Source organism: Candidatus Peribacteraceae bacterium (assembly GCA_041661065.1).
In the GTDB taxonomy this organism is placed as follows: Bacteria; Patescibacteriota; Gracilibacteria; order Peribacterales; family Peribacteraceae; genus CAIKAD01.
In genome coordinates, this window is record JBAZVD010000001.1 from 1157334 (window position 1) to 1177879 (window position 20546).

A 20546-nucleotide genomic window follows, 5' to 3' on the forward strand; every position below is an offset into this window, starting at 1 on the left:
CTCGTACCATCTTCCTTCCCTCCCGGTTGCCTTCTTGAATAAGCCGCATCATCACCGGCTCCTCCTTCTCCTCGCCATCGCGGGCATCCTCCTGCTGGTCCTCCGCGAGCGCTCCCTGCAGGCGGATGGTCTTCTCCGCGTCTCGTTCCTCCCCGTCCCGCAGGGTTCCGCCACGCTCCTCACCACGGCGCGCGGGAAGACAGTGCTCATCGGCGGGGGGAAGGACCTGACGGCGCTCGAGGAGATGGGAGAGTTGCTCCCGTTCTTCGCGCGAACGGTGGACCTGCTCGTGCTCGCCGACCAGCGCCACGTGAGCACGGAAACGCTTGCGGAAATCGCCGGCCGCCTCACGGTCCGCCGCGCGCTGCTCCCCTCCCCGCTTCCGGAGACGCTCGCGCTCCACAGGACAATCCTTGAGGAGTACGAGATCCCCATCACGGACGTGCCGTGGGATGAGGCGGTGGTTCTGGAAGAGGCGCTCACCCTCACCGTCACGAGCAACGGGAAATCCAAGCCTTCCCAACTCACCGTGGCAACGGCGTCCCGCTCCATCACCATCCCCGGAAGAGCCGACGAGCTCCCCGGCGAGACGAAATCCTCCCTCCTCCGCGCAACGGTGTGGGAGGAAGACCGGCTTGAGGAGGTGATCGTGCGGGACCCGAAGTTCGAGGCGTGGACGGAGGATGTCCCCCTCCGGAACCTCGCGACCGAGGGGACGGTAAGCCTGGTGCTCGATTGAAATTCGTGCGTATTTGACAGATTCGTCGGAATCCTCGGTATCGTCGGAGCCGTCGGAATCCTCTATTATAGCAACGTGCACACCCTCCTCCTCGCCGCAGGCAGATCCCGCCGTTTCTGGCCCCTCGCCGAAAAGAGCCTCGTCCCCCTGTGCGGCAAGACGCTCCTGGGGCGGCAGCTGGAACGGCTCGCCGCAGGCGGATGCAAGAACATCACGCTCGTCTCGGGGAACCACAACCTGCAAGAGATCGCCCTGCGCTTCCCCACCCTCCCCACCATCGAGCAGGAGAAATTGGACTTGGGCATGCAGGGCGCGCTGCTCTCCGCTCTTCCGCACTGCGACGGCCCCGTGACGGTTGTGGGAGGGAATGATGTGATCGAACCGGAGGCGTACCGCGCACTGACCAAGGCCGCGAAGGCGAAGGGCGTGGACGGCGCCATTCTGGCGCAGCGCGTGACCCGGTATTTCCCGGGAGGGTACCTGAAGGTGAAAGGGAAGAGGGCCGCGGGCATGGTGGAAAAACCCGGCGCGGGCAAGGAGCCGAGCGACCTCGTGAACATCGTGGCGCACGTCCACAACGAGCCTTCGGAACTCCTCGCGGAACTCCTCAGGGCGAGCGCGAAGCGTGATGACGGATACGAACGCGCGCTCGCCGCGCTCTTCAAGAAGAAGAACTACGTGGTGGTCCCCTACGAGGGGACATGGCAGGCGGTCAAATACCCCTGGCATCTCCTTCCGCTGCTGGACCTGTTCCTGAAGGACATCAAGAAGCCGCGCATTTCCCCCAAGGCGAAGATCCACAAGACGGCCGTGGTGGAGGGGAACGTGGTGATCGAGGACGGGGTGCGTATCCTTCCGCACGCCACCGTCAGCGGGCCGTGCTTCATCGGGCGCGGGACGGTGATCGGCAACGGCGCGCTGGTCCGCGGATCGAGCGTGGGGGAGCACTGCGTCATCGGCTTCGGGAGCGAGGTGAAGGGCAGCGTGCTCATGGACAACGTGTGGCTGCACATGACCTATGTGGGCGACAGCATCATCGGCAGTAACGTCTCCTTCGGCGGCGGCACCGTGACGGGGAACTTCCGCCTGGACGAAGGGGAAATCCAATCCGTGGTGGACGGGAAGAAGGTGGGCACCGGCCTCGCCAAGTTCGGAACGGTGATCGGCGCGGACACGCGCCTCGGCATCCGCGTGGGCATCAACCCCGGCGTGAAGATCGGGGGCGGGAGCTTTATAGCGGGCGGCACGTTCCTCACCGAGGACGTTCCGGAGAGGAGCTTCGTCTCGATGAAGGAGGGGAAGGTCCTCACCAAACGTAATAGAATCACCCCACCGCACGCGGAGGCACGGAAGAAGTATTTGCGGTGAGCGTTTTCATCCCCGGCACGTCCTCCCGGGTGATCACTCATTCAACATGTCTTCGATATCTCCGAAGGCTTCTGCTGTCAGCGCGCACAGTGCAATAGTAACCCGCTTTCTTTCTTCCGCTTGTTGGTCAAAGGACGGTACAAATCCTTCCTTAGTCATGCTCCCAAGCACCTTCCCCACCGTCGCCCATTCACAATATTGGGCCTCTAACACTCTCCTCATCGCATTGTCATCTTGTATCTTTCCATGATGACAAACTCTTTCCGAAGCATAGAGACACTTCTGGTCTTCATCGCGGGCGCAGAACTCCGGCTTGATAGTGGGGGGAGGCATAGCGTAAGAGGAGAATAAGGAGGGGAATGGTAGCAGAGGAGCCTCCCGCCACAAGTGTACAACTCCCGCTGCTTCCATCCCCCTCCCTTCCTTCTCCACAGCGCGTGTGGATAACTGCCGGTGGAAGCGCCAGTTTACTTAGGGGGCGTTCTCCACACTCTTCCACTGCTTGTCGCTCATGGAAGCCATAAAGCGTGAATGTTTCCCTTCCTTCACTTCTCCCCCCTGTTATCCACGGGTTTTCCACATCCTTTCCACAAAATGAATGTAAAGAACTTTCCTGCCTTCCCTCTGCGGGGAAATGCCTGACGGAAAGACTATAGGGGGATGTATGGCTGTCCTGCCGCTTTTCTTCCCCCTCTCCTCTGTCAAGAATCCCTTTGGTATCGTGCCGTTTTCCACATGATTCTTTGTCTCCCTGTGGAGGGAGGGGAAGATGGTATTATTACGACGGATTATGTATAGTTCCTTTCCTTTTCTACCTATAGGTCATGAAGTTTTCTTGTTCCACTCTAGACCTTCTCCACGCCCTCCAACTTGTAAGCAGGGCGATCGGGAGCCAGCAGGCTTTGCCCATTCTGGGCAACGTCCTCGTGGAAGCGGAAGGGCAGCGCTGCAAAGTGAGCGCGACGGATTTGGAACTTTCCATCATCACCCAATTTGACGCGTCCATAGAGAACGAAGGTTCCATCACTATTCCCGCCAAGGCCATCCTCAATTTTGCGCAGTACAACTCCGATACGGAAGTTCTGTTGGAAACCTTGGAAGGAACGCAACTGCGGTGCACCTCCAAGCATGCCAAGACCATGATCGCGGGCGAGGCGGCCAGCGAGTACCCCACCATCGCCTCCATAGACCGGCAGACGTCGCTCGTGCTGGAGGCGGAGCCTCTCTTAGAAGCGCTCCACCTCGTCACCTTCTCTTCCGCAAAGACCACGCTCCGCCCCGTGCTCTCCGGCGTTCTCTTTCAGCGCGCGGGCGCCAGCCTCACACTCGTGGCCACGGACAGCTACCGGCTTTCGGAGTACACGCTCAAAACGAAGGATAAGGGGGAAGAGATCTCCTGCATCATCCCGACGAAAATATTGGATGAGTTACGTTCCATCATCGGCGCCAGCCTCAAGAAGTCGCCCCTCTCCGCTGAAGCCTCGGCGGTCGGGACGGAGGAGAAAGGAAAGAAGGATCAGGCGGGCACCATAAACGTCCCGGAAATTTCCATCTTTCTCAGTAAGCAGCAGATCGAGATGCATGTGGGGAACGTGCGCCTCCTCTCCCGCCTCATCGACGGCAAGTTCCCCGATTACCGGCAGATCCTCCCCAAGGACGGCAAGACCACTTCCCTCTTCGCCGCCCACAAATTCTCCACAACCGTAAAGCGCATGCACTACTTCGCCAAGGAGATGAACAACAACCTCACGTTCCGCATGACCAAGGGGGAAGTGAAGATGTCCACGCCGCAGACGCAGATCGGGCGGGACGAGGCGGTGCTCCCCGCGGAGGTGGCGGGCGGGGACAACAAGATCGCGCTCAGCAGCAGCTACCTTTTGGATTTCCTGGGTCACATCCATGCGGACAATGTCCTCATGAAGGTCACCGACAGTCTCCATCCGGCGGTCTTCACCCTTCCGGAGAACCCGCGGTACCTCCACCTGATCATGCCGCTGCGGATGCAGGAGGAGTGAATTGGAGGATGCCGAGGTTGCCGAGGATTCCGACGAAGAGATTCGTTTGAATAGAAAATCGGAATGAATTCCGGGGGCGCCCCCGCCGTTAGCCGGCGGTTTAAACCGCCGGCTAACGGGCGTCCTTCGTCGGAATCCTCGGTTTCCTTCAGGAGCCATCCATGGGAGAATACCCTTGCAAAATTCCAAGTTTCGTCGTATCCTATCTGTGACATCGCCCGAGAGGGAACTTCACCTTTTCGATGTTTACAGGAATCACCTCACAGAATTTTTCTGTGAGGGATGCTCGGGCGATCCATCGGCATTCGCATGAAACCTTCACTATTACTCGGGGAAACGACCCATCAGGAGCTTTCGGAGCTCCTGAGGGCGAAGCACAGGCTGGTGATTTCCGGCGCTTCGAACGAAACCGCCAAGGCGCTGCTCTTGAGCCACATCCTCTCCTTCCATCCGCAGCCCGCCCTGGTAGTGACGCAGAACCACGGCGGCGTGGAGGCGCTGCAGCACTGGCTGCAATTCTTCGAGGTGCCGTCCCATCGGCTCCTTCCCGTGCAGGATGAGGCGGGCCGCGTGCTGCCGGAGCGCATGCAGATGTACCTGCAGTTCATGGGGCGCGAAGGAGGTGAAGCAGCGGCATTCCTCTGTGACCGGGAATCGTGGGATGCGGAGTTCCCCTCTTTTCAGGAGCTCTCCCGCAGGAAAATCCGCATGAAGGAAGGCGAGAGCCTCCCCTTCACCACGTTCGTGGAAGATTTGCTGGAGCGCGGCTACGCGCACGGCGAAGACTTGTACCTCCGCGCCGGACAGTACCGGAGGATCGGCGACACGCTGGATATCTTCCCCATCCAATCGGCGCATCCGTACCGCGTCATGTTCGATTTCGACAAGGTGCAGAAGATCTACGCGGTGGATGCCGCGGACCTCTCCAACGTCACTCCGGCCGGGAAGCACTTGGATATCTTCCCCGCCACGTTCCAGCGGACGCAGAAGCTCGCGGACCAGCTACCCGAGGAATCCCTCCTCGTGCTGGACGATCAGGATGACATCGAAGCCTCGTTGGAACTCCAACCGAAAACAGCCACGCTGAGCTTTACGGCCTTCCCGGAATCCGCGGCGAACCATGCGCACCTCCGCTACCTCTCGGTCCTCAAATTCTACACGCTCGCGGACTTCCTCAACGACGTGCGCGACAAGCTGGCGCAGGAGTGGACGCTGCTCATCGTCACCAAGCGCGCGGAGGAACTGCATGGCATCCTCAAGGAAGAGCGCATCCCCGTTCTGGAAAACGGCCGCACGTCGGCTGGCCCGGAGCGCAGCCGTTCCGGCTCCATCATCCTCATTCCCGCACACGAGGATGACCTGCTCCCCCACTCCCTCCAGAACCCGGACCTTAAGGCCGCGCTCCTCACGGACCGCGAGATCTTCACGCTGCGCAAGGCCGGCAAGCAGAGGTCGGTGGCGAAGCTCGCCCTGGATTTCATCACGTCGCTGCAGCCGGGGGATTACGTGGTGCATATGGACCACGGGATCGGGCACTTTGAGGGGATGACCCAGAAGGAGATCGACGGTATTGCACGGGAGTATTTGGAATTGACCTACGCGGGCGGCGACAAGCTGTTCATCCCCGTGGACCAGGCGGATAAATTGAGCAAGTTCGTGCACGAGGAGGGGGAGGAGCCGGTCCTCAACAGGCTCGGGACCGTGGAGTGGAAGCGTGTCACCGAGAAGATGCGTACGGAAACCAAGCAGATCGCCAAGGAGCTCCTCAACCTCTACGCCAAGCGCGCGCGGAGCAAGGGGCACACCTACGCCGAGGATACGGAGCAGCAACGGAAGTTTGAGGAGGCGTTCCCCTACGAGGAGACGCCCGGCCAGCGCGCCGCCATCGCCGACCTCAAGAAGGATATGGAAGGCGAGCATCCCATGGACCGCCTCATCTGCGGGGACGTGGGTTTCGGGAAGACGGAGGTGGCCATGCGCGCCGCGTTTAAGGCGGTGGCCTCCAACAAGCAGGTGGCGCTCATCGCCCCCATCACCATCCTCGCGGACCAGCACTACCACACGTTCATGGAACGCATGGGGAAGTTCGGCGTGCGCATCGAGATGCTCAGCCGCTTCCGCACCGCCGCGGAGCAGAAGGAGATTTTGCAGAAGCTTCGGAAGGGCGACGTGGACATCGTCATCGGCACGCACCGCCTGCTGCAGGAGGACGTGAAGTTTTTCAACCTGGGCCTGCTCATCATCGACGAGGAGCAGCGGTTCGGGGTGAAGCAGAAGGAGGCGTTCAAAGCGATGCGAGCGAACATCGACATTCTCACGCTCACCGCCACACCCATCCCGCGCACGCTCAACCTGGGGCTCCACAAGCTCCGCGACATCACCACCATCACCACGCCTCCGCCCGGCCGCCTCCCCATCATCACGGAGGTGCGGAAGTATTCGGACGAGTTGGTGCGCCAGGCGATCCTCGCGGAACTCAAGCGGAAGGGGCAGGTGTTCGTCCTCCACAATCGCGTGGAGACCATCGACGCGTTCGCGGACAAGCTGCGCGCCATGATCCCCGAAGCCACATTCGTGGTCGGCCACGGCCAACTCTCCCCCGACAAGCTGGAGGAGCGCATCCTGGCCTTCAAGGAGGGAAGGTTCGACGTGCTCGTCTCCTCCACTATCATCGAGAACGGCATCGACCTGCCGCGCGCCAATACGCTCATCGTCAACGAGGCGGAGCGGTTCGGGCTGGCGCAGCTCTACCAGCTTCGCGGGCGCGTCGGTCGCAGCAGGCTGCAGGCGTACTCATACTTCCTCTATCACACGCAGCGCCTCAAGGACGACGCCAAGAAGCGCCTGAAGGCCATTGTGGAAGCCTGCGAGCTCGGCTCGGGCTTCCAGGTGGCCATGCGCGACCTGGAGATCCGCGGCGCGGGGGAAATCCTGGGCGCCAGCCAATCCGGCACCATGCAGACCGTGGGCGTCAGCCACTACCTGCGCATGCTCAAGCAGGCGGTGGAAGAGATGCGCGCGGGCGCCAAGGAAGTGGATGAGGTGGAGGAACAGGTGGAGATCCAGATCCCGGTGGAGGCGTTCATCCCCTCTTTCTACATCCCCGATGAGCAGGAGAAGATCTCGGTGTACCAGAAGCTGGCGGGGAGCGAGGAGGAGGTCGTGCTCAAGGAGTTCGAAGCCGACCTGCGCGAAGAGTACGGTGAGCCGCCCCGGCAGGTGGTGAACCTCTTCCATGTGCTCCGCCTCAAGATGGCGTGCCGCGGCAGCGGCGTGGTCCGCGTGAAGGCGGAGGAGGTCGGCAAGAACGAGCGCGACATCCTGCTCACCCTGAGCCCCCGCGTGACGGCGAAGGAAATCATGCAGCTCCTGCGCCAGCACCCCCAGTGGAAGATCAGCGGCTCCACGCTGCGGGTTCCGGAACGTGTGCTCGCCGACCGCGCGAAGCCTCGCCATTGGGTGGAAGAGCTTACGGAGGAGGTGAAGCTGCTGAGGAAGGAGAAGAAAACGAAAGTGAAGAAGGAAGCGGAGGAAGTGAAGGAGGGAGAGGAAGCGAAGATCTGAGGATTCCGAAGACTCCGACGATTCCGAAGATCGGTCATTGCTCGTTGTACGGGGGCGTTCCATGCCGTGGTAGAACGTCTTTATTGTTTTGCACAAGCCGAGAAGTTGACCATAGGGAAAAGAACTGAAAACAGGATCATTGTGGGTGGAATCTGAGGGGCATAGCGTCATGGCATGCATCAGCGACCCTATGAGAGGCTCATTGTCTGGCAGGAAGCACATCGTCTCTGCCTGTTCATATACGACCTCACCAAGACATTTCCCCCCAATGAACGGTTCCGTCTCGTTGATCAAATGTGCCGTTCGGCCTCAAGCGTTCCCACGAATATTGCAGAAGGGAACATGCGGCGTACACGGAAGGATAAACGGCATTACCTGACGATCTCCATTTCTTCGTTGGAAGAGCTGCACTACCAATCCATGCTTGCACGTGACCTCCACTATCTGGCCTCCGCGCAATACACCGGCGTCGATGATCACATCCAACGCGTCAGCTATCTCCTCACACGACTCTATGTCTCTCTGTAACGTTCGTCGGAATCCTCGGCAACGTCGGAATCCCCCCCCTCCCATGCACTACCACACCATCCTCATTCTCCCCATCATCCTCATCGCCTGTTCCTCCACTCAAGGAGTCCCCGTCACCGAAGTGATCGACGGCGACACGGTGGTGGTACAGGTCTCTGCCGACAAGGCCGAGAAGGTCCGCATCGTCGGCATCGATACGCCCGAGACGGTGGACCCCCGCAAGCCCGTGCAGTGCTTCGGCGAGGAGGCCTCCGCGCGGATGAAGGAACTGGCGGAGGGGAAGTCCGTCACGCTGGAGCGGAAACCGGATGAAGACCGCGACTACTACGGCAGGCTCCTGCGGTACGTGATCCTGGATGGAAAGGATCTCGGGGCGCAGATGATCGGCGAAGGCTACGCCTTCAGCTACAAGCGCTACCCGCATCCCCGTCTCGCCGAATACAACCGTTTGGAGCGGGAAGCACGGCAGCAGGGATTGGGTTTATGGAGTGAATGCCCGGTGGAATAGCCGTCCGCCCTTCTCGCTGTGGGTGACCACGGTGTGTACGCATAGGATCACTGGGCCCCGAAGGGGTCGTATGGGCAGAGGGCGGGGAACAAGCCCTGCGTGGCATCGTTGAGGGGATTGGTGTCATACGCGGAAGTGCGTACGCCCGCCGCCGTGCGGACGGAAGCACCGCACTTGAGCTGCTGGGCGGAAGGGGCGAGCACCGGTACGGTGAAGCGGACCGTTTGGCCTTGACCCAATTGGAAGCCCACATCCCCGCCCGCGCCGCAGATGATTTCCGTGGACGAAGGCTGGGCGCACTCCAGGGGGGCGGAAGAAGTGTCCAGGCGGAAGCCCAAAGGCACCGTGAGGGAGAGGAAGACGTCCTTGGCGATGTCGGGCCCCGCGTTCCGCACGGTGATGCCGAACTGCGACGTCTTCCCGGGGCTGGGGTAGGGGGCGGGCGGTGCGCTTTCGATGGAGAGGTCCACCGAGGCACGCCCCATTCCCTGTGCGTCGCACTTCACCGGAAGGGCGGCGGAAACCGCATTGTCTTCCCCGTCCGTTTCCGTGGAGCTCGTGAGTGCTTCCGCTTTCATGTTGATACGGGAAGCGCAGCCGAGGGCGACGGAGGTCCCGTAGGAGACGGTGAAGGTCTGCATCTCATCCTTCCGCAAGATGAAACCTTCCAGGGTTTCCCCCGTGCAGAAGACATCCGTCCCTATCTGCCGGCATCCCGCGGCGGATTGCGCCCGGTTAAAAGTGGTGCCGGCGGGGAGGGAGCTTCGCACGTTGACGTGCGCGGCGGTGTCCGGCCCGCGGTTGATGATGCGGTACGTCACGGAGAACGGCTGGCCGGGATGGACGGCGGCGGGAGATTCGCTCGTGAGCACGATATTCACGCCTTCACACAGGATGCGCACGTTGTGTGCATCGCTGTCATTCTCCGGCTTCTCATCCAACATGGGGCTCTGTATGTCCGCCTCGCTGCGCAGGCTCTTCCCGCACAGCGTGTCGGTGGACGGGACGATGGTGAGCCGTACGGAACGCGCTTCATCCACATTAAGGGTGAAGCCTTGCGTGCTCCCCCCGTTGCACGTGACCGTCCTCTCCGTTTGCTTGCAGCCTGCGTCGGATTGGGAAGGGGAGAGTGCGAGCTCCGGCGGGAGGATCAGGCGCGCACGCACGCCCTGTGCTTGCTGGGGGCCGTGGTTCATCACCGTGAGGGTGAGGGGCGTGCTCATGCCCTGCACCACGCTGGAGGAGCCCGTGAGGGAAACGGAAAGGTCCGCCGTAGGACATGACACTGTCGCCGTGAGCACTTCCTTCGGCAGCGTCTTGGCGCGCTCCGTGCGGACCTGGACGCCCATTTCCACTTCTGATTTGCATCGGATGGAAGAGGAAACGGCGAAGATGGTGTGCACGTCGCGCTTGTCCCCGGGGGGCATGGTGCCGATGTCGCAGATCATGCGTCCGGCCTCCATGTAGCACAGGTGGTCGCTCTCCTCGGGAAGGAACGTGAATCCGAGGGGGAGGAAGAATTCCATTTTCACTCCGGTCGCCTCCAGGAGCCTGCCGGGGTTCTCCACCGTGGTGACGTACCCGACGGGTTCCCCGGGGGAAACGGGAGCTTCCTCATCCCGCCGTATGCCCGTTTCCAGGGAGAGGCATTCCACGGGGGTGCGCGCTTCCGCCCAGTCGTTCGCGCTCACGGGATCCTGAGAGAGGAGGAGGCGCGCGATGGCGCGCAGCGCGAGCGGTTCCCCGCATGCATGGTCGGAGGCGACGTCGAAGGCGATGGGATAGCTCCGTTCCTCCCCCCGCCGCAGCAGTGTCCCGTGGCCAAGGTCCCCGCCGCCGCACACGATGCGGGAGTCTTGCAGGGAACAGAGTGGGCTGGTGCCTTCCTTGCGGAGGGTGAGCCCGGGGGGAAGCGGGATGCCGGCGGAAGCCCCCATGGCGTCTTCCGGCCCGTCGTTCCGCAGGGTGAGCGTGTACAGCGCCTCCTTGCCCGGCGCCGTGAGGGAGAGCGGGCTTTGCGCAAGCCCCAGCACGAGATCCGCGGCGGGGCAGGTGATGCTCTGGGTGGGCGCGACCGCGTGCGAGACGTGGTTCCCGTCCACGATGGTATCCACTGCGAGAGTAAGGGGGGCGTCGCATGCGCCCACATCGGACGCGGCGAGAGCTGCAACGTGCACGTCGGCCTTCCTGCCGGGTTTCAAGGGGGAGAGGATGCATGTCATGCCCTCCGCATCCACCCTGCAGGCATTGGAGCTCCCCTCCGTGAGGAAGGTGAGGTGCGGCGGCAGAGGGATGCGCAGGGTGATGTCGCCGGAATCCAGCGCCTCGCTGTCGTTCTTCACGGTCACGGCGTACGTGAGGCGGGAATTGCGGCGCACCGGCGTCTCCCCTTCCCTTCGGGCGCTCACGGAAATCGGCGTGGGAGGAGGGAGGGGGCACGCCACGCGCGTCATGGCCATGCTGCCGTTGTTCTCCGCATCCTCTTCCGCCTCGCCGGCGTCCTGTATGCCCGCGCGGTTGGCGATGATGCTCTCGCACTTTGCCGTGGGAGGCACGGCGAAGCTGACGCGGAAGGCTTTCTCCTCACCCGGCGGCAGCGGAAAACCGCTCTTGCGGTCCGGGCTCCGGCAGTAGACGATGTCTCCCTCCTGCACGCAGGACGGGTCCGAATCGGCCGGGACGAACGTGAGCCAGTCGGGGATGAAATCGGAGACGACCACCTTCGTCGCCTCCTTGGCCCCCACGTTCTTGGCGGTGAGCATGTACGTGACGATGCCGCCGGGAAGGACGGAAGCGCTCCCTGTCTTGATGAGGACGAGGTCGGGTCCCTGGGGCGCGCGTTCAGGGGCGGCGTGTTCCGGGAGGGAGGAGGAAGGGGTGCAGGCCACAATGTCCCGCAATTCCGTGCTGAGGAAGCTCTCCCCGCTCTGGAGGCGCGCTTCCACTTGCTGCTCCACCGCCAGGCTGCACAGGCCCCGATCCGGGACCATGAAGACAATGCGCACGTCGCGCGTCGTGCGGAGGGCGATGTCCCCCAGGGAGCAGAGGACTACATCCTTCCGTACGGCGCATTCCGGTGAACTCTTCTTCGCGTCAAACGTGAGTTTCTCGGGGCTCTTGGCATGGAGAACAACGCCGCGCGCGGGGTGCGTGCTGCTCTCATTGAAGAGCGCGATGTTGTAGACGATGTCCGTCCCGGCCTGTGCGGCCCCTTTCCCCTCCCGGGCCATGGTGATCTTGAGGGCGAGCGGCACGTCCGCCGCCCCTTCCGGGAGCAGCGCTACGGCATCGGCCACCCCGCCCTTTGTGGTGACGCGCACGTTCTTGCCCTCCACAATCTTCGCCGTCCCCACACGTTGCCAGCGCAGGGAATCCCCCCGCAGCGCGCCGCGCGGATGATGCGACATGTCCACGGATGGCAGGGGGGAATCGGCTTGCCCCTGTTCCCTCACGCGGAAGGACGCCCGCGTTTCCGCCGCTTCATTGGCGGGCCAGGTGGCGAAGATTTCGTAGGTGCCGGGATGCACGTCCCCGAATGACCAGGTTGCCTCCCCATCTTCGTTCGAGCGCTGCTCGTGCAGCACTTTGTGGCCGAAGCCGTATCCTCCGGGTTTGGATTCCCAGTACCGCGGGGCGGCCATGGAGAACGAGGGTCCGCCGTCATCCGCAACGATCGCGGAGGCGGGAGGGAAGACCGGCAGGGGCGCCTTGGGCACGAGCGCCACGGCATCCGCGGGATACGCGAATGACGTCACGTCCTGCAGGGAGGCAGGCTTCACCGGCGGCTCCAGGAGGATTTGCACCTCATCGCCTTGCCCGATGCGCACGGTCCCCATTTCCTTCCAGCGTTCCCCTTCCCACTCGGGGCCCGACGGAGCTTTGGTGAGTTCCTGCACGGGGAGGGTGAATTTCCCCAGCGTGTTCTTGATGGTTCCCTTCTCCGTTACGGTGAAGTCCAGCCCCCGCGCGAGCGCGATGCTCTTCACCACGTTCGCCGGCCAGGTGACGTGAATGGCGTACTCCCCAGGGCTCACGTCCTCGAATGTCCAGACCGTTCCGGTATCTCCGCGCACCAAGTCATACTGCCCTTCCATGCCCCCGTCCTTGCGCCCGTACTTCTGCTCGCCGCACACGAGCGCGCAGCGTTCCGGCGCGGTGCAGCGGATGGCACAGCCGCCTTCACCTTCGGGGTGGGCCCCTTCGCCCTGCAGGTACGTGCCGGAGGGAAAGAGGGAAACGGCGCGCTGCGCTCGTTCCGCGCTCACGAAGCGTACGGCGTCGGCTGCGAACTTGGTGGCGTTGGGCGCGCTCACGCAGAGCCGGACGCTCTTCCCCTTCTCCAGCGACACTTCCCCCAGGAGTTGCCAGGGCATCCATTCCCACACCTCCCCCTGCGGCTCCAATCCCTGGTCCGTTTCCCTGCTGAGGAGGACGGTCTTCCCTTCCTCCACGGTGTACGTCACGTTCCCCAGCGCCTCATTCTGCGGCCACGTTGCGTACACGCGGTACGGACCCGCCGTGAGGGCGGGCGCCGTCCAGCATGCGGAAACATTCCCCTGTGCCACGGTCACCGCATGGAGCGCGTGCGTGGTGCCGTACCCGCCCAGCGTATCCCGCTTCCAGCCTTTCCCCACGGGCTTAAATTGCGCGGATGTGTCATCCACAACGCCCGGCAGACGGTCCGTGGTGGCCACCAATGCACCGATGTAATCCCCCGCCATCCACAGCGAGAAAGCGGAGAGGAGGGCAATCCCCAAGAGTGCGAGGAGGATGTGGCGCAGTCGGTTAGGCATGTGTGTTATTGTTATTATTATACAATAAAAATATTACTCTGACAATCACTCATCTTCCCATTCCCTAAGCCAAGAAAGGCCATATATTCTCATATTTATGCATTTCTCCTAAAGAATGAAGGGCGACTCTTTGCCCGGTGCAGAGGAGAGAGGGAACGTATCCCTTGCGGACCGTTGACGGAGGGGGGAAGACATGCGATGGTTTGCCTATGCTGCAACTGAGCCTGGAACAGGAGACTTTGTGCGCGCACCTGGTTGCGTTGAATGGCAACCCCGCGAAGGCGCGAGCGGCAGTCGTTTCCATGGCGGCGATCATCCATGATCAGATAGAGCGGAACGGAGCCCCTACGGACGACGAGCGACGACAGGCATTGCAGGAAGAGGCGGAACGAAGGGCGGAGGAAAGCCTTCTGCAGCGCGAGCATTGGTTCTGCACTCCCGACCCGGCTCCCGCAGTACGCGAGACGATCCGCCAAGCGTGCATCAGCGTGCTCACAGAAGGGGCGCCGTCCATACCGGAAGAGGAAGATGACGCGGATCCGGCGGAGTTGCATGCGTACCGGTATCGCCACACGCCGGAGCAGCGGCGGCGATTGAAAGCGGGGAGGGCGCATCGGCTTCGCAGGCCGTAACCGGGGTGAGAACGATGGCGGGAAGGTTTACACTGTACTCCATGACGAAGCGTCCCATGCGCGGCAGGAAGAACAGGGAGCGGTTCCGGCCATCCTTCCGCGGCTTCACGTTGCTGGAGCTGCTTGTGGTCATGGCCATCATTTCCACCATCGCCTCCTTCGTGTTCGGCCGCATCAGCGGTGTGCTGGAGAAAGCGCGCATGTCTCGCGCGAGCGTGGAATTGACGGAAATTTCCAAGGCCACGTACCAGTACGTCATTGATGCCGGAGGGGCGTGGCCTGCGGATGTGGACCGGGCCATACCGCCGGGGGTGGAAGCGTACCTCGGCCCCGGCAATTGGCCGGACGCCCCCTGGCCGGGCACCGTGTACGATTGGGATGCCTTCGTCGGCTCCGACGGCAAACAGGTGTACCAGATCTCCATCCGCTTCTGCCCCATAGGCCATCCGGAGCTCTGCACCTTCCCCGATGAAGATTGGGCGGAGGATTTCGATTACTACAGCAGTGCCTACCACTGCATCCAGGGGAAGTGCCGCTCGCACCCCAGCATGCCGGATACGCATCCCGGCCACTGCCTCAACTGCCCGTCGTCCTGAGGGATTGACTGGGGGGAAAGGGAGAAAGGTTCCATGGACAGGGATGGGGACGGGATATTCCTTTTATGCCTTGTTGCGCCCTATACTGTCTACCGTGCACAAGAAACCTTCCCGGAAACCCGCTCTGCCCAAGGCGCATCCGACACTTCGGGGATTCACCCTGATGGAGATCATCATGGTTATCGCCATCCTTGCCACTCTTACATCCTTCATCTTCGGAAGAGTGGGCGGGGTTATGGAGAAGGCGCGCATGTCCCGCGCGAGCGCGGAACTCTCGGAGATCGCCAAGGCGACCGTTCAGATGGCCATCGACCAGCAAGGGGCGTGGCCCGGGGATGTGGACCGCAACGTGCCGCCGGGCATCCAGGAGTACCTGGGGCCGGGAAACTGGCCGTATGCCCCCTGGCCGGGAGCTGTGTATGACTGGGACAGCTTCACGGGATCCGACGGCAAGCCTGCTTATCAGATCTCCATCCGCTTCTGTCCCGTTGCACATCCGGAACTGTGCCGATTCCCCGATGAACCCTGGGTGCAGGACTTCGATTACTACAGCAGCGTCTACTACTGCATCCAGGGAAAGTGCCGTGCGCATCCAAGCATGCCGGACTCGCACCCCGGTTACTGCCTCAACTGCCCGTCCTCCTGAAGCGTTCAGGGCGAGGCGCTGTCCAATGCGTACGCAACCCCTGCGATGACGCAGATGAGGATCACGCACAACGTGGCGCCCATGTAGCCGTACCCGCTCCCCGGCGGTCCCCACAGGCAGGCGAGGTTCCACGGCCAGCCGGCGATATTCAGGGCGATGGTGAAGGCCTGCTGCACGCGCGCATCATCGGATACCGCATGGTATAGCGGAAGGCTGCGCGTGAGGAATGTGTAGCCCATCCCGACGAGGATGTAGAGAAAGAGGAAGATACCCCCCGTGCGGCTCATGGGGGGATGGTAGGCTGAAAGGGGGAAGGAGGGAAGTGGGCAGGGGGCGGAAGGAGATATACACTGGGTCCGTGCCGAGGTGGCGGAACGGCAGACGCGCCAGCCTTAGGAGCTGGTGGGAGCAATCCCATAGAGGTTCGAGTCCTCTCCTCGGCACCAGAAATACACACCTCATCCCCCCTGCCTCTTCTCCTGCATTTCCTTCTCAATCCGCTCCCGTTCCAGACGCAGCCGGAGGTCAATTTGCTGTTTCTCCTGCGAGGTCTGGCGTTCGATGTCGGCCTTCTTCTTTTGCGCGTCCGCTTCCAGCTTCTTCTTGCGCAGCGTCGATTCCGCTTCCACGGCGGAGCGCTCTTCCCCCGCCTTCCGCTCGATCTCGGCTGACTTCTGGCGCCACTCACGATCCACCGCCGCCTTGAGGGCGGAAGAGGAAGGGTCCTGATGCCGAAGCTCCAGAGGCCGCAGGCGGGAGAGCTTCTCCCCTTCCAGCTTCATCTTCGCCTGCATCTCGCGCTTGTGCACGGCCGTGCGCTTCTCCTGCATCTCCTGCATCAGCACATCGCGCTTGGCGATGAGTTCGCGGTCGACCTCCGCCTTCATCTTCATCTCCTCCTTCTCCGCCGCGATGCGCGCCGTGCGCGCCTGCACTTCCGCCGTCTCCACGAGCTGGGCATGCTCATGGTTGAGCTCCGTCTTCTCCTTCTCCTGCCGCATTTTGCGCACCGTCGCCTCCTGCAGGGAAGCGAAGTACGCCTTCCGCTTTCCCTCGTACTCCTCCTTCTTCGCCTTCTCTTCCGTCCGATGCGCCGCCTCCGCCTCCTTTCGCTTCCTCTCGGCTTCCACCGCGGCTTTCCGCTCCAGGTCCGCTTTCTTCCACACAGCCGCCTCCTTCTCCTTCTGCGCTTCCGCCTGCTGCGCGGCAGCCACGGCTTCCGTGCTCCGCTCCGCGAACTCCTCCTTCTCCGTGCGCCGCTGCGCTTGCCTCTTTTCCCGCCCCGCCTCATCCGCCTGAATCCGTTTCAGGCTCTCCTGCTGGTACTTCAGAAGCTCTTCTTTCTTCGGGTCGGATGGAGTGGTCATGGCTCCATGGTAAATGCAAAATGCAAAATGAGAAATGGCAGAAGGGAGGGGGTATGGGAGGCGTATGACGTAGTTAGTATTACGTATTTCGTATCACCGGCTCACTTGTCAGTCATACGTACTACGTACTACGGAATACGCTATACGCTTCGGTCATTGGACGATCTTCACCCCCAGCTCCTTCAGCTGCTTTTCCGGGATCATTGACGGAGCGCCGAGGAGGAGGTCCTTTCCCTTCTGGTCCTTGGGGAAGGCGATCACTTCGCGGATGTTGGGCTCGTCTGCGTAGAGCATGGCCATGCGGTCCAAGCCCCAAGCGATGCCTCCATGGGGAGGGGCGCCATACTCGAAGGCGCGGAGCATATGGCCGAAGCGCCGCTCCGCGTCCTCGTCCGTAATCTTCAGGATGTCGAAGATCCGCTTCTGCAGCGCGCGTTCATGGATGCGGATGGAGCCTCCGCCGATCTCGTAGCCGTTGAGCACCACGTCGTATGCTTCCGCCTTTACCGCGAGCGGTTCCTTCTCCAGGCGGCTGAGGTCCTCCTCTTTCGGCCGCGTGAACGGATGGTGCATGGCCTGAAGTTCCTGTGTCTCCTTCTCCGTTTCGAACATGGGGAAGTCCGTGATCCACGCGAAGGCGAAGACCTTGGGGTCCGCCAAATCCTTTCTCTTCCCGATCTCCGAGCGCACGGCTCCCAGGCTGATGCAGGAAGTCTCGAACTTGTCGGCTGTGAAGAAGAGGATGTCCCCGTCCTTCATCCCCGCCTTGTCCGCCATTTTCCCCGCTACGTCATCACCCAACTTGGCGGCGGGGATGCCTTCGAACTTCCCGTTCACCTTCTTGATCCACGCCAGCCCCTTGGCGCCGTACACTTTGGCCACTTCCCCCAAGTCATCGGTCTCCTTGCGGGAGAAGCTTCCGCCGCCCTCCACCCGCAAGCCCTTCACCACGCCGCCCGCCTTCACCGCGTCCGCGAAGACGCCGAAGCCGCAGCCCTTGGCCAATTCCGTCATGTCCGTGAACGTGAGCCCGAAGCGCAAATCCGGCTTGTCCGATCCGTACGTCGCCAGCGCCTGTTCCCAGGTGAGTCGGGGGAAGGGCGTCTGCTTGATCGCAACGTCCGGGCGCAGCTCTTTCGTAATGCTGGTGAGTGCATCCTCATTGATTGCCATCACATCCTCGGCGGTGACGAAGGACATCTCCAAGTCCATCTGCGTGAACTCCGGCTGGCGGTCGCCGCGCAGGTCTTCGTCGCGGAAGCACCGTGCGATCTGCATGTAGCGGTCCAGCCCGCCCACCATCGTGAGCTGCTTGAGCTGCTGCGGCGACTGCGGCAGCACGTAGAAGAGGCCGTGGTAGACGCGGCTCGGCACCACGTACTCGCGCGCGCCCTCCGGCGTTCCCTTGATGAGGATGGGCGTCTCCACTTCGATGAAGTCGCGGTCGTAGAAGAAGCGCCGCGTCGCCTGGAGGAGGCGGTGGCGCATCACGAGGTTCTCCTTCATGCGCTCGCGGCGCAGGTCCAGGTAGCGGTACTGCAGGCGCACCTCCTCGTTGGCATCGGCATCCACGTCGATCTCGAACGGAGGCGTCTTGGCCTCGTTGAGCACCGTCATGCCCTTCACCAATACCTCGATCTCCCCCGTGGACTTGTCCTTTCGTTCCGCGCCCTCGATCCTCTTGCTCACCGTCCCCTCCGCTTTGAGCACCCACTCCGGGCGGATCTTCTCCGCCAGGGAGAAGACTTCCTTATCCTCCGGATGGAAGACGACCTGCGTGTGGCCGTAGCGGTCGCGGAGGTCCACGAAGATCAATCCCCCGTGGTCCCGCCGCCGGTGCACCCACCCGCAGAGCGTCACCTTTTTGCCTTCGTCGGAGAGGCGGAGTTCGCCGCAAGTGTGGGAGCGCAACATGGCAGGAGTATAGGGTCAATGAGAGGGGAAAGGGAAGCGGACACATTGCACTCGTCGCCGTTTCCCGTCATCCTTATCCACTGTGGAGGCAGTTTTTCCCTACCCCGTCCTTCCCGCGGCACGGTTGCGTCTGGATGATGCCATCTGGATTGATGAAACGTTCCCGCGCGATACCATCGGGGGGATGGACGCGGAAACGTACGATGTGCGCAGCCGCACCTTCGATCTCGCGCGGGCTCTGGACCGCAGGCGGCCCCCGTTCGCCGACCCCCTCCGTGCGTTGGGGAAGGATGCGGTGATCCTGGAAGTGGCGGCGGGGCGAGCCGCCCATTCGCTGGCGCTGCTGCAGGAGGGGCACCGCGTGGTGGTGAGCGACGTCTCCCCGGGTTCCGTCCGCTGGGTGGCGGAAGCCGCCAAGCGGCTGCACATCGACGCGCGGGGCACCTTCGCTGTCCTGGATGCGCTGCACCTCCCCTTTCCCGATGCGTCCGTGGACGGGGTTTTCCTCACGGCCAGCCTCCACCACTTCTCCTCCCCGCTCCTGGCGATGTGCGAATTCCGGCGCGTGCTGCGCCCGGGGGGCATCCTCCTCGTGGGCTACGAGCCGGCCAAGTGGAGCTACCGGTTGTTCAAGCCGCTGTGGGATGCGCTCAAGAAAGTGCTGCGACGCAGGCACATGCATGCGGTCTCCTGCGCGGATGACGCCACGGAAGGGTTCTCCATGGACGACCTCCGCCGGCTCGCCTGGCAGGCGAAGTTCACGGATGCCCGCGTGGAGGCGGTGGATTTTGTGGAGAAGCTCTACGAGCACGCCGTCGTCCTGGTCCGCAAGTTCCTCCGGCTCCCCGATTCCGAGTACCGTCCCGGCTCCGCGTTCTTGCGGAAGGTGGACCGTTTTCTAGCGCATGTCCCGCTGCTCAAGAGGCTGGCGTGGAATTACGATATGAGCGCGAAGGCATGACCCCTTTCTTTGTCAGGGCGACAAAGAAAGGGGGAAAGAAAACGCTCGCGCGCCGAACTCCCCTCCGGCCTTCGCAGAAGGCCGCCCACCGTAGCCTTGGCGAAGGTGGGCGCCCTCATCCACTCCTTTTTCCAGCTCTGGGGCTTCTGCTACGGCCGGCAGGCCGCCCGGCCCTGCGCCTCCTCGTCAGCCCCTGCAAGGTTTCGGGGCTGGCTCGTCGGCAGGCCATGTCGAAGCAGGGCCTTCCCCTTCACCCCCCGCGGCGCGCGAACCCCCCATTGTATTTATGAGCTGAAGGATCCTTTGTGCACAACCCACAAAACAAAAACATTCCCTTCCCCCACCGGGGGAAGGGCTAGGGAAGGGGGAGAAGAACAGAACAACAACTATCAGCGGAATAATTTGCCGAGCTCTTCTTTAAACTCTTCCACATCCTTGAACTCGCGGTGGACGGAGGCGAAGCGGATGTAGGCGACGTGATCAAGTTTGCGCAGCTCCCGCATCACGTCGGTGCCGATGGTGGAGGAGGAGACTTCCTTCTTGTTCGATGCCCACTTCTCCTCCAGCTTGGTGAGGATCCGGTCGATCAGCTGCTGCGAAATGGAGCGCTTGGTGCACGCCAGCCACACGCCGCGCTCGATCTTGGACCGCGAGTACGGCTCCCGCGTGCCGTCACGCTTGACCACGATCAAGTTGCTCAGCTCCTGCCGTTCGAAGGTGGTGAAGCGGTGGCCGCACTTGGGGCACTCTCGCCTGCGCCGCACCGCGCGCCCTTCCTCCGCGAGGCGGGAATCCACCACGTTTGTGTCCTTCGTTTTGCAGTGGGGGCAGTACATAGGAGGGAGAGTATAACGTGATCTGGAGGGAGTGAGTATATGTAGTGAGAAGATGCCGAGGATGCCGAGGAGTCCGACG

The 20546-nt window shown here is 62.3% G+C and carries 16 protein-coding genes and 1 tRNA gene; 11 read left to right on the plus strand and 6 right to left on the minus strand.

Features of this window, described 5'->3' with window-relative positions:
- The first annotated feature begins 34 nt into the window (after positions 1-34).
- Positions 35-739 carry a hypothetical protein gene (locus WC698_05335; protein MFA6039655.1) on the plus strand — a complete coding sequence of 235 codons (705 nt, stop codon included), beginning with the start codon at positions 35-37 and terminating at the stop codon, positions 737-739.
- Positions 740-814: 75 nt separating this feature from the next.
- Positions 815-2107 (plus strand): NTP transferase domain-containing protein, encoded by a 1293-nt coding sequence (locus WC698_05340; GenBank protein ID MFA6039656.1) that lies wholly within the window; start codon positions 815-817, stop codon positions 2105-2107.
- Positions 2108-2140: 33 nt separating this feature from the next.
- Here WC698_05340 and WC698_05345 read toward each other — a convergent pair whose 3' ends face one another.
- Entirely contained in the window at positions 2141-2440 is a 300-nt protein-coding gene (locus WC698_05345) for a hypothetical protein (protein MFA6039657.1), read from the minus strand.
- A 491-nt stretch (positions 2441-2931) separates the two neighbouring features.
- On the opposite strand from WC698_05345, the gene dnaN reads away from it, so the two are divergent.
- The 4 genes from dnaN to WC698_05365 all read left to right on the plus strand — a co-directional run bounded on the left by dnaN (position 2932) and on the right by WC698_05365 (position 8722).
- The gene (gene dnaN / locus WC698_05350; protein ID MFA6039658.1) at positions 2932-4122 is read left to right on the plus strand and encodes a DNA polymerase III subunit beta; all 1191 of its coding nucleotides are present in this window, start codon (positions 2932-2934) and stop codon (positions 4120-4122) included.
- Positions 4123-4404: 282 nt separating this feature from the next.
- Positions 4405-7686, plus strand: coding sequence for a transcription-repair coupling factor (gene mfd, locus WC698_05355; protein MFA6039659.1), 3282 nt, complete (start codon positions 4405-4407; stop codon positions 7684-7686).
- A gap of 174 nt (positions 7687-7860) precedes the next feature.
- A complete protein-coding gene (locus WC698_05360) occupies positions 7861-8214 on the plus strand; it encodes a four helix bundle protein (GenBank protein ID MFA6039660.1) in 354 nt (117 codons plus the stop codon).
- Between the two features lie 43 nt (positions 8215-8257).
- The gene (locus WC698_05365) at positions 8258-8722 is read left to right on the plus strand and encodes a thermonuclease family protein (protein MFA6039661.1); all 465 of its coding nucleotides are present in this window, start codon (positions 8258-8260) and stop codon (positions 8720-8722) included.
- Between the two features lie 47 nt (positions 8723-8769).
- Here the strand turns inward: WC698_05365 and WC698_05370 are convergent, their stop codons facing one another.
- Positions 8770-13515: a hypothetical protein gene (locus WC698_05370; GenBank protein ID MFA6039662.1), complete on the minus strand. Its 4746-nt coding sequence runs from the start codon at positions 13513-13515 to the stop codon at positions 8770-8772.
- A gap of 209 nt (positions 13516-13724) precedes the next feature.
- On the opposite strand from WC698_05370, the gene WC698_05375 reads away from it, so the two are divergent.
- The 3 genes from WC698_05375 (at position 13725) to WC698_05385 (ending at position 15389) form a co-directional block, all read left to right on the plus strand.
- Complete coding sequence (locus WC698_05375; GenBank protein MFA6039663.1) at positions 13725-14147, plus strand: hypothetical protein; 423 nt, start codon at positions 13725-13727, stop codon at positions 14145-14147.
- A 41-nt stretch (positions 14148-14188) separates the two neighbouring features.
- Complete coding sequence (locus WC698_05380; GenBank protein ID MFA6039664.1) at positions 14189-14743, plus strand: type II secretion system protein; 555 nt, start codon at positions 14189-14191, stop codon at positions 14741-14743.
- Between the two features lie 94 nt (positions 14744-14837).
- Complete coding sequence (locus tag WC698_05385) at positions 14838-15389, plus strand: prepilin-type N-terminal cleavage/methylation domain-containing protein (protein ID MFA6039665.1); 552 nt, start codon at positions 14838-14840, stop codon at positions 15387-15389.
- Positions 15390-15394: 5 nt separating this feature from the next.
- On the opposite strand, the gene WC698_05390 is transcribed toward WC698_05385, so the two are convergent.
- Positions 15395-15676 (minus strand): hypothetical protein, encoded by a 282-nt coding sequence (locus tag WC698_05390; GenBank protein ID MFA6039666.1) that lies wholly within the window; start codon positions 15674-15676, stop codon positions 15395-15397.
- Positions 15677-15749: 73 nt separating this feature from the next.
- Between WC698_05390 and WC698_05395 the strand changes: the two genes are divergently transcribed.
- Positions 15750-15835, plus strand: a tRNA-Leu gene (locus tag WC698_05395).
- Positions 15836-15847: 12 nt separating this feature from the next.
- On the opposite strand, the gene WC698_05400 is transcribed toward WC698_05395, so the two are convergent.
- Both WC698_05400 and aspS read right to left on the minus strand, forming a co-directional pair.
- Complete coding sequence (locus tag WC698_05400; GenBank protein MFA6039667.1) at positions 15848-16756, minus strand: hypothetical protein; 909 nt, start codon at positions 16754-16756, stop codon at positions 15848-15850.
- A 153-nt stretch (positions 16757-16909) separates the two neighbouring features.
- Complete coding sequence (aspS, locus tag WC698_05405; GenBank protein ID MFA6039668.1) at positions 16910-18670, minus strand: aspartate--tRNA ligase; 1761 nt, start codon at positions 18668-18670, stop codon at positions 16910-16912.
- A gap of 82 nt (positions 18671-18752) precedes the next feature.
- Here aspS and WC698_05410 point away from each other — a divergent pair, with 82 nt between their 5' ends.
- Positions 18753-19631, plus strand: coding sequence for a class I SAM-dependent methyltransferase (locus tag WC698_05410; protein MFA6039669.1), 879 nt, complete (start codon positions 18753-18755; stop codon positions 19629-19631).
- A 389-nt stretch (positions 19632-20020) separates the two neighbouring features.
- Here WC698_05410 and nrdR read toward each other — a convergent pair whose 3' ends face one another.
- Positions 20021-20467 carry a transcriptional regulator NrdR gene (gene nrdR / locus WC698_05415; GenBank protein MFA6039670.1) on the minus strand — a complete coding sequence of 149 codons (447 nt, stop codon included), beginning with the start codon at positions 20465-20467 and terminating at the stop codon, positions 20021-20023.
- Between the last annotated feature and the right edge of the window lie 79 nt (positions 20468-20546).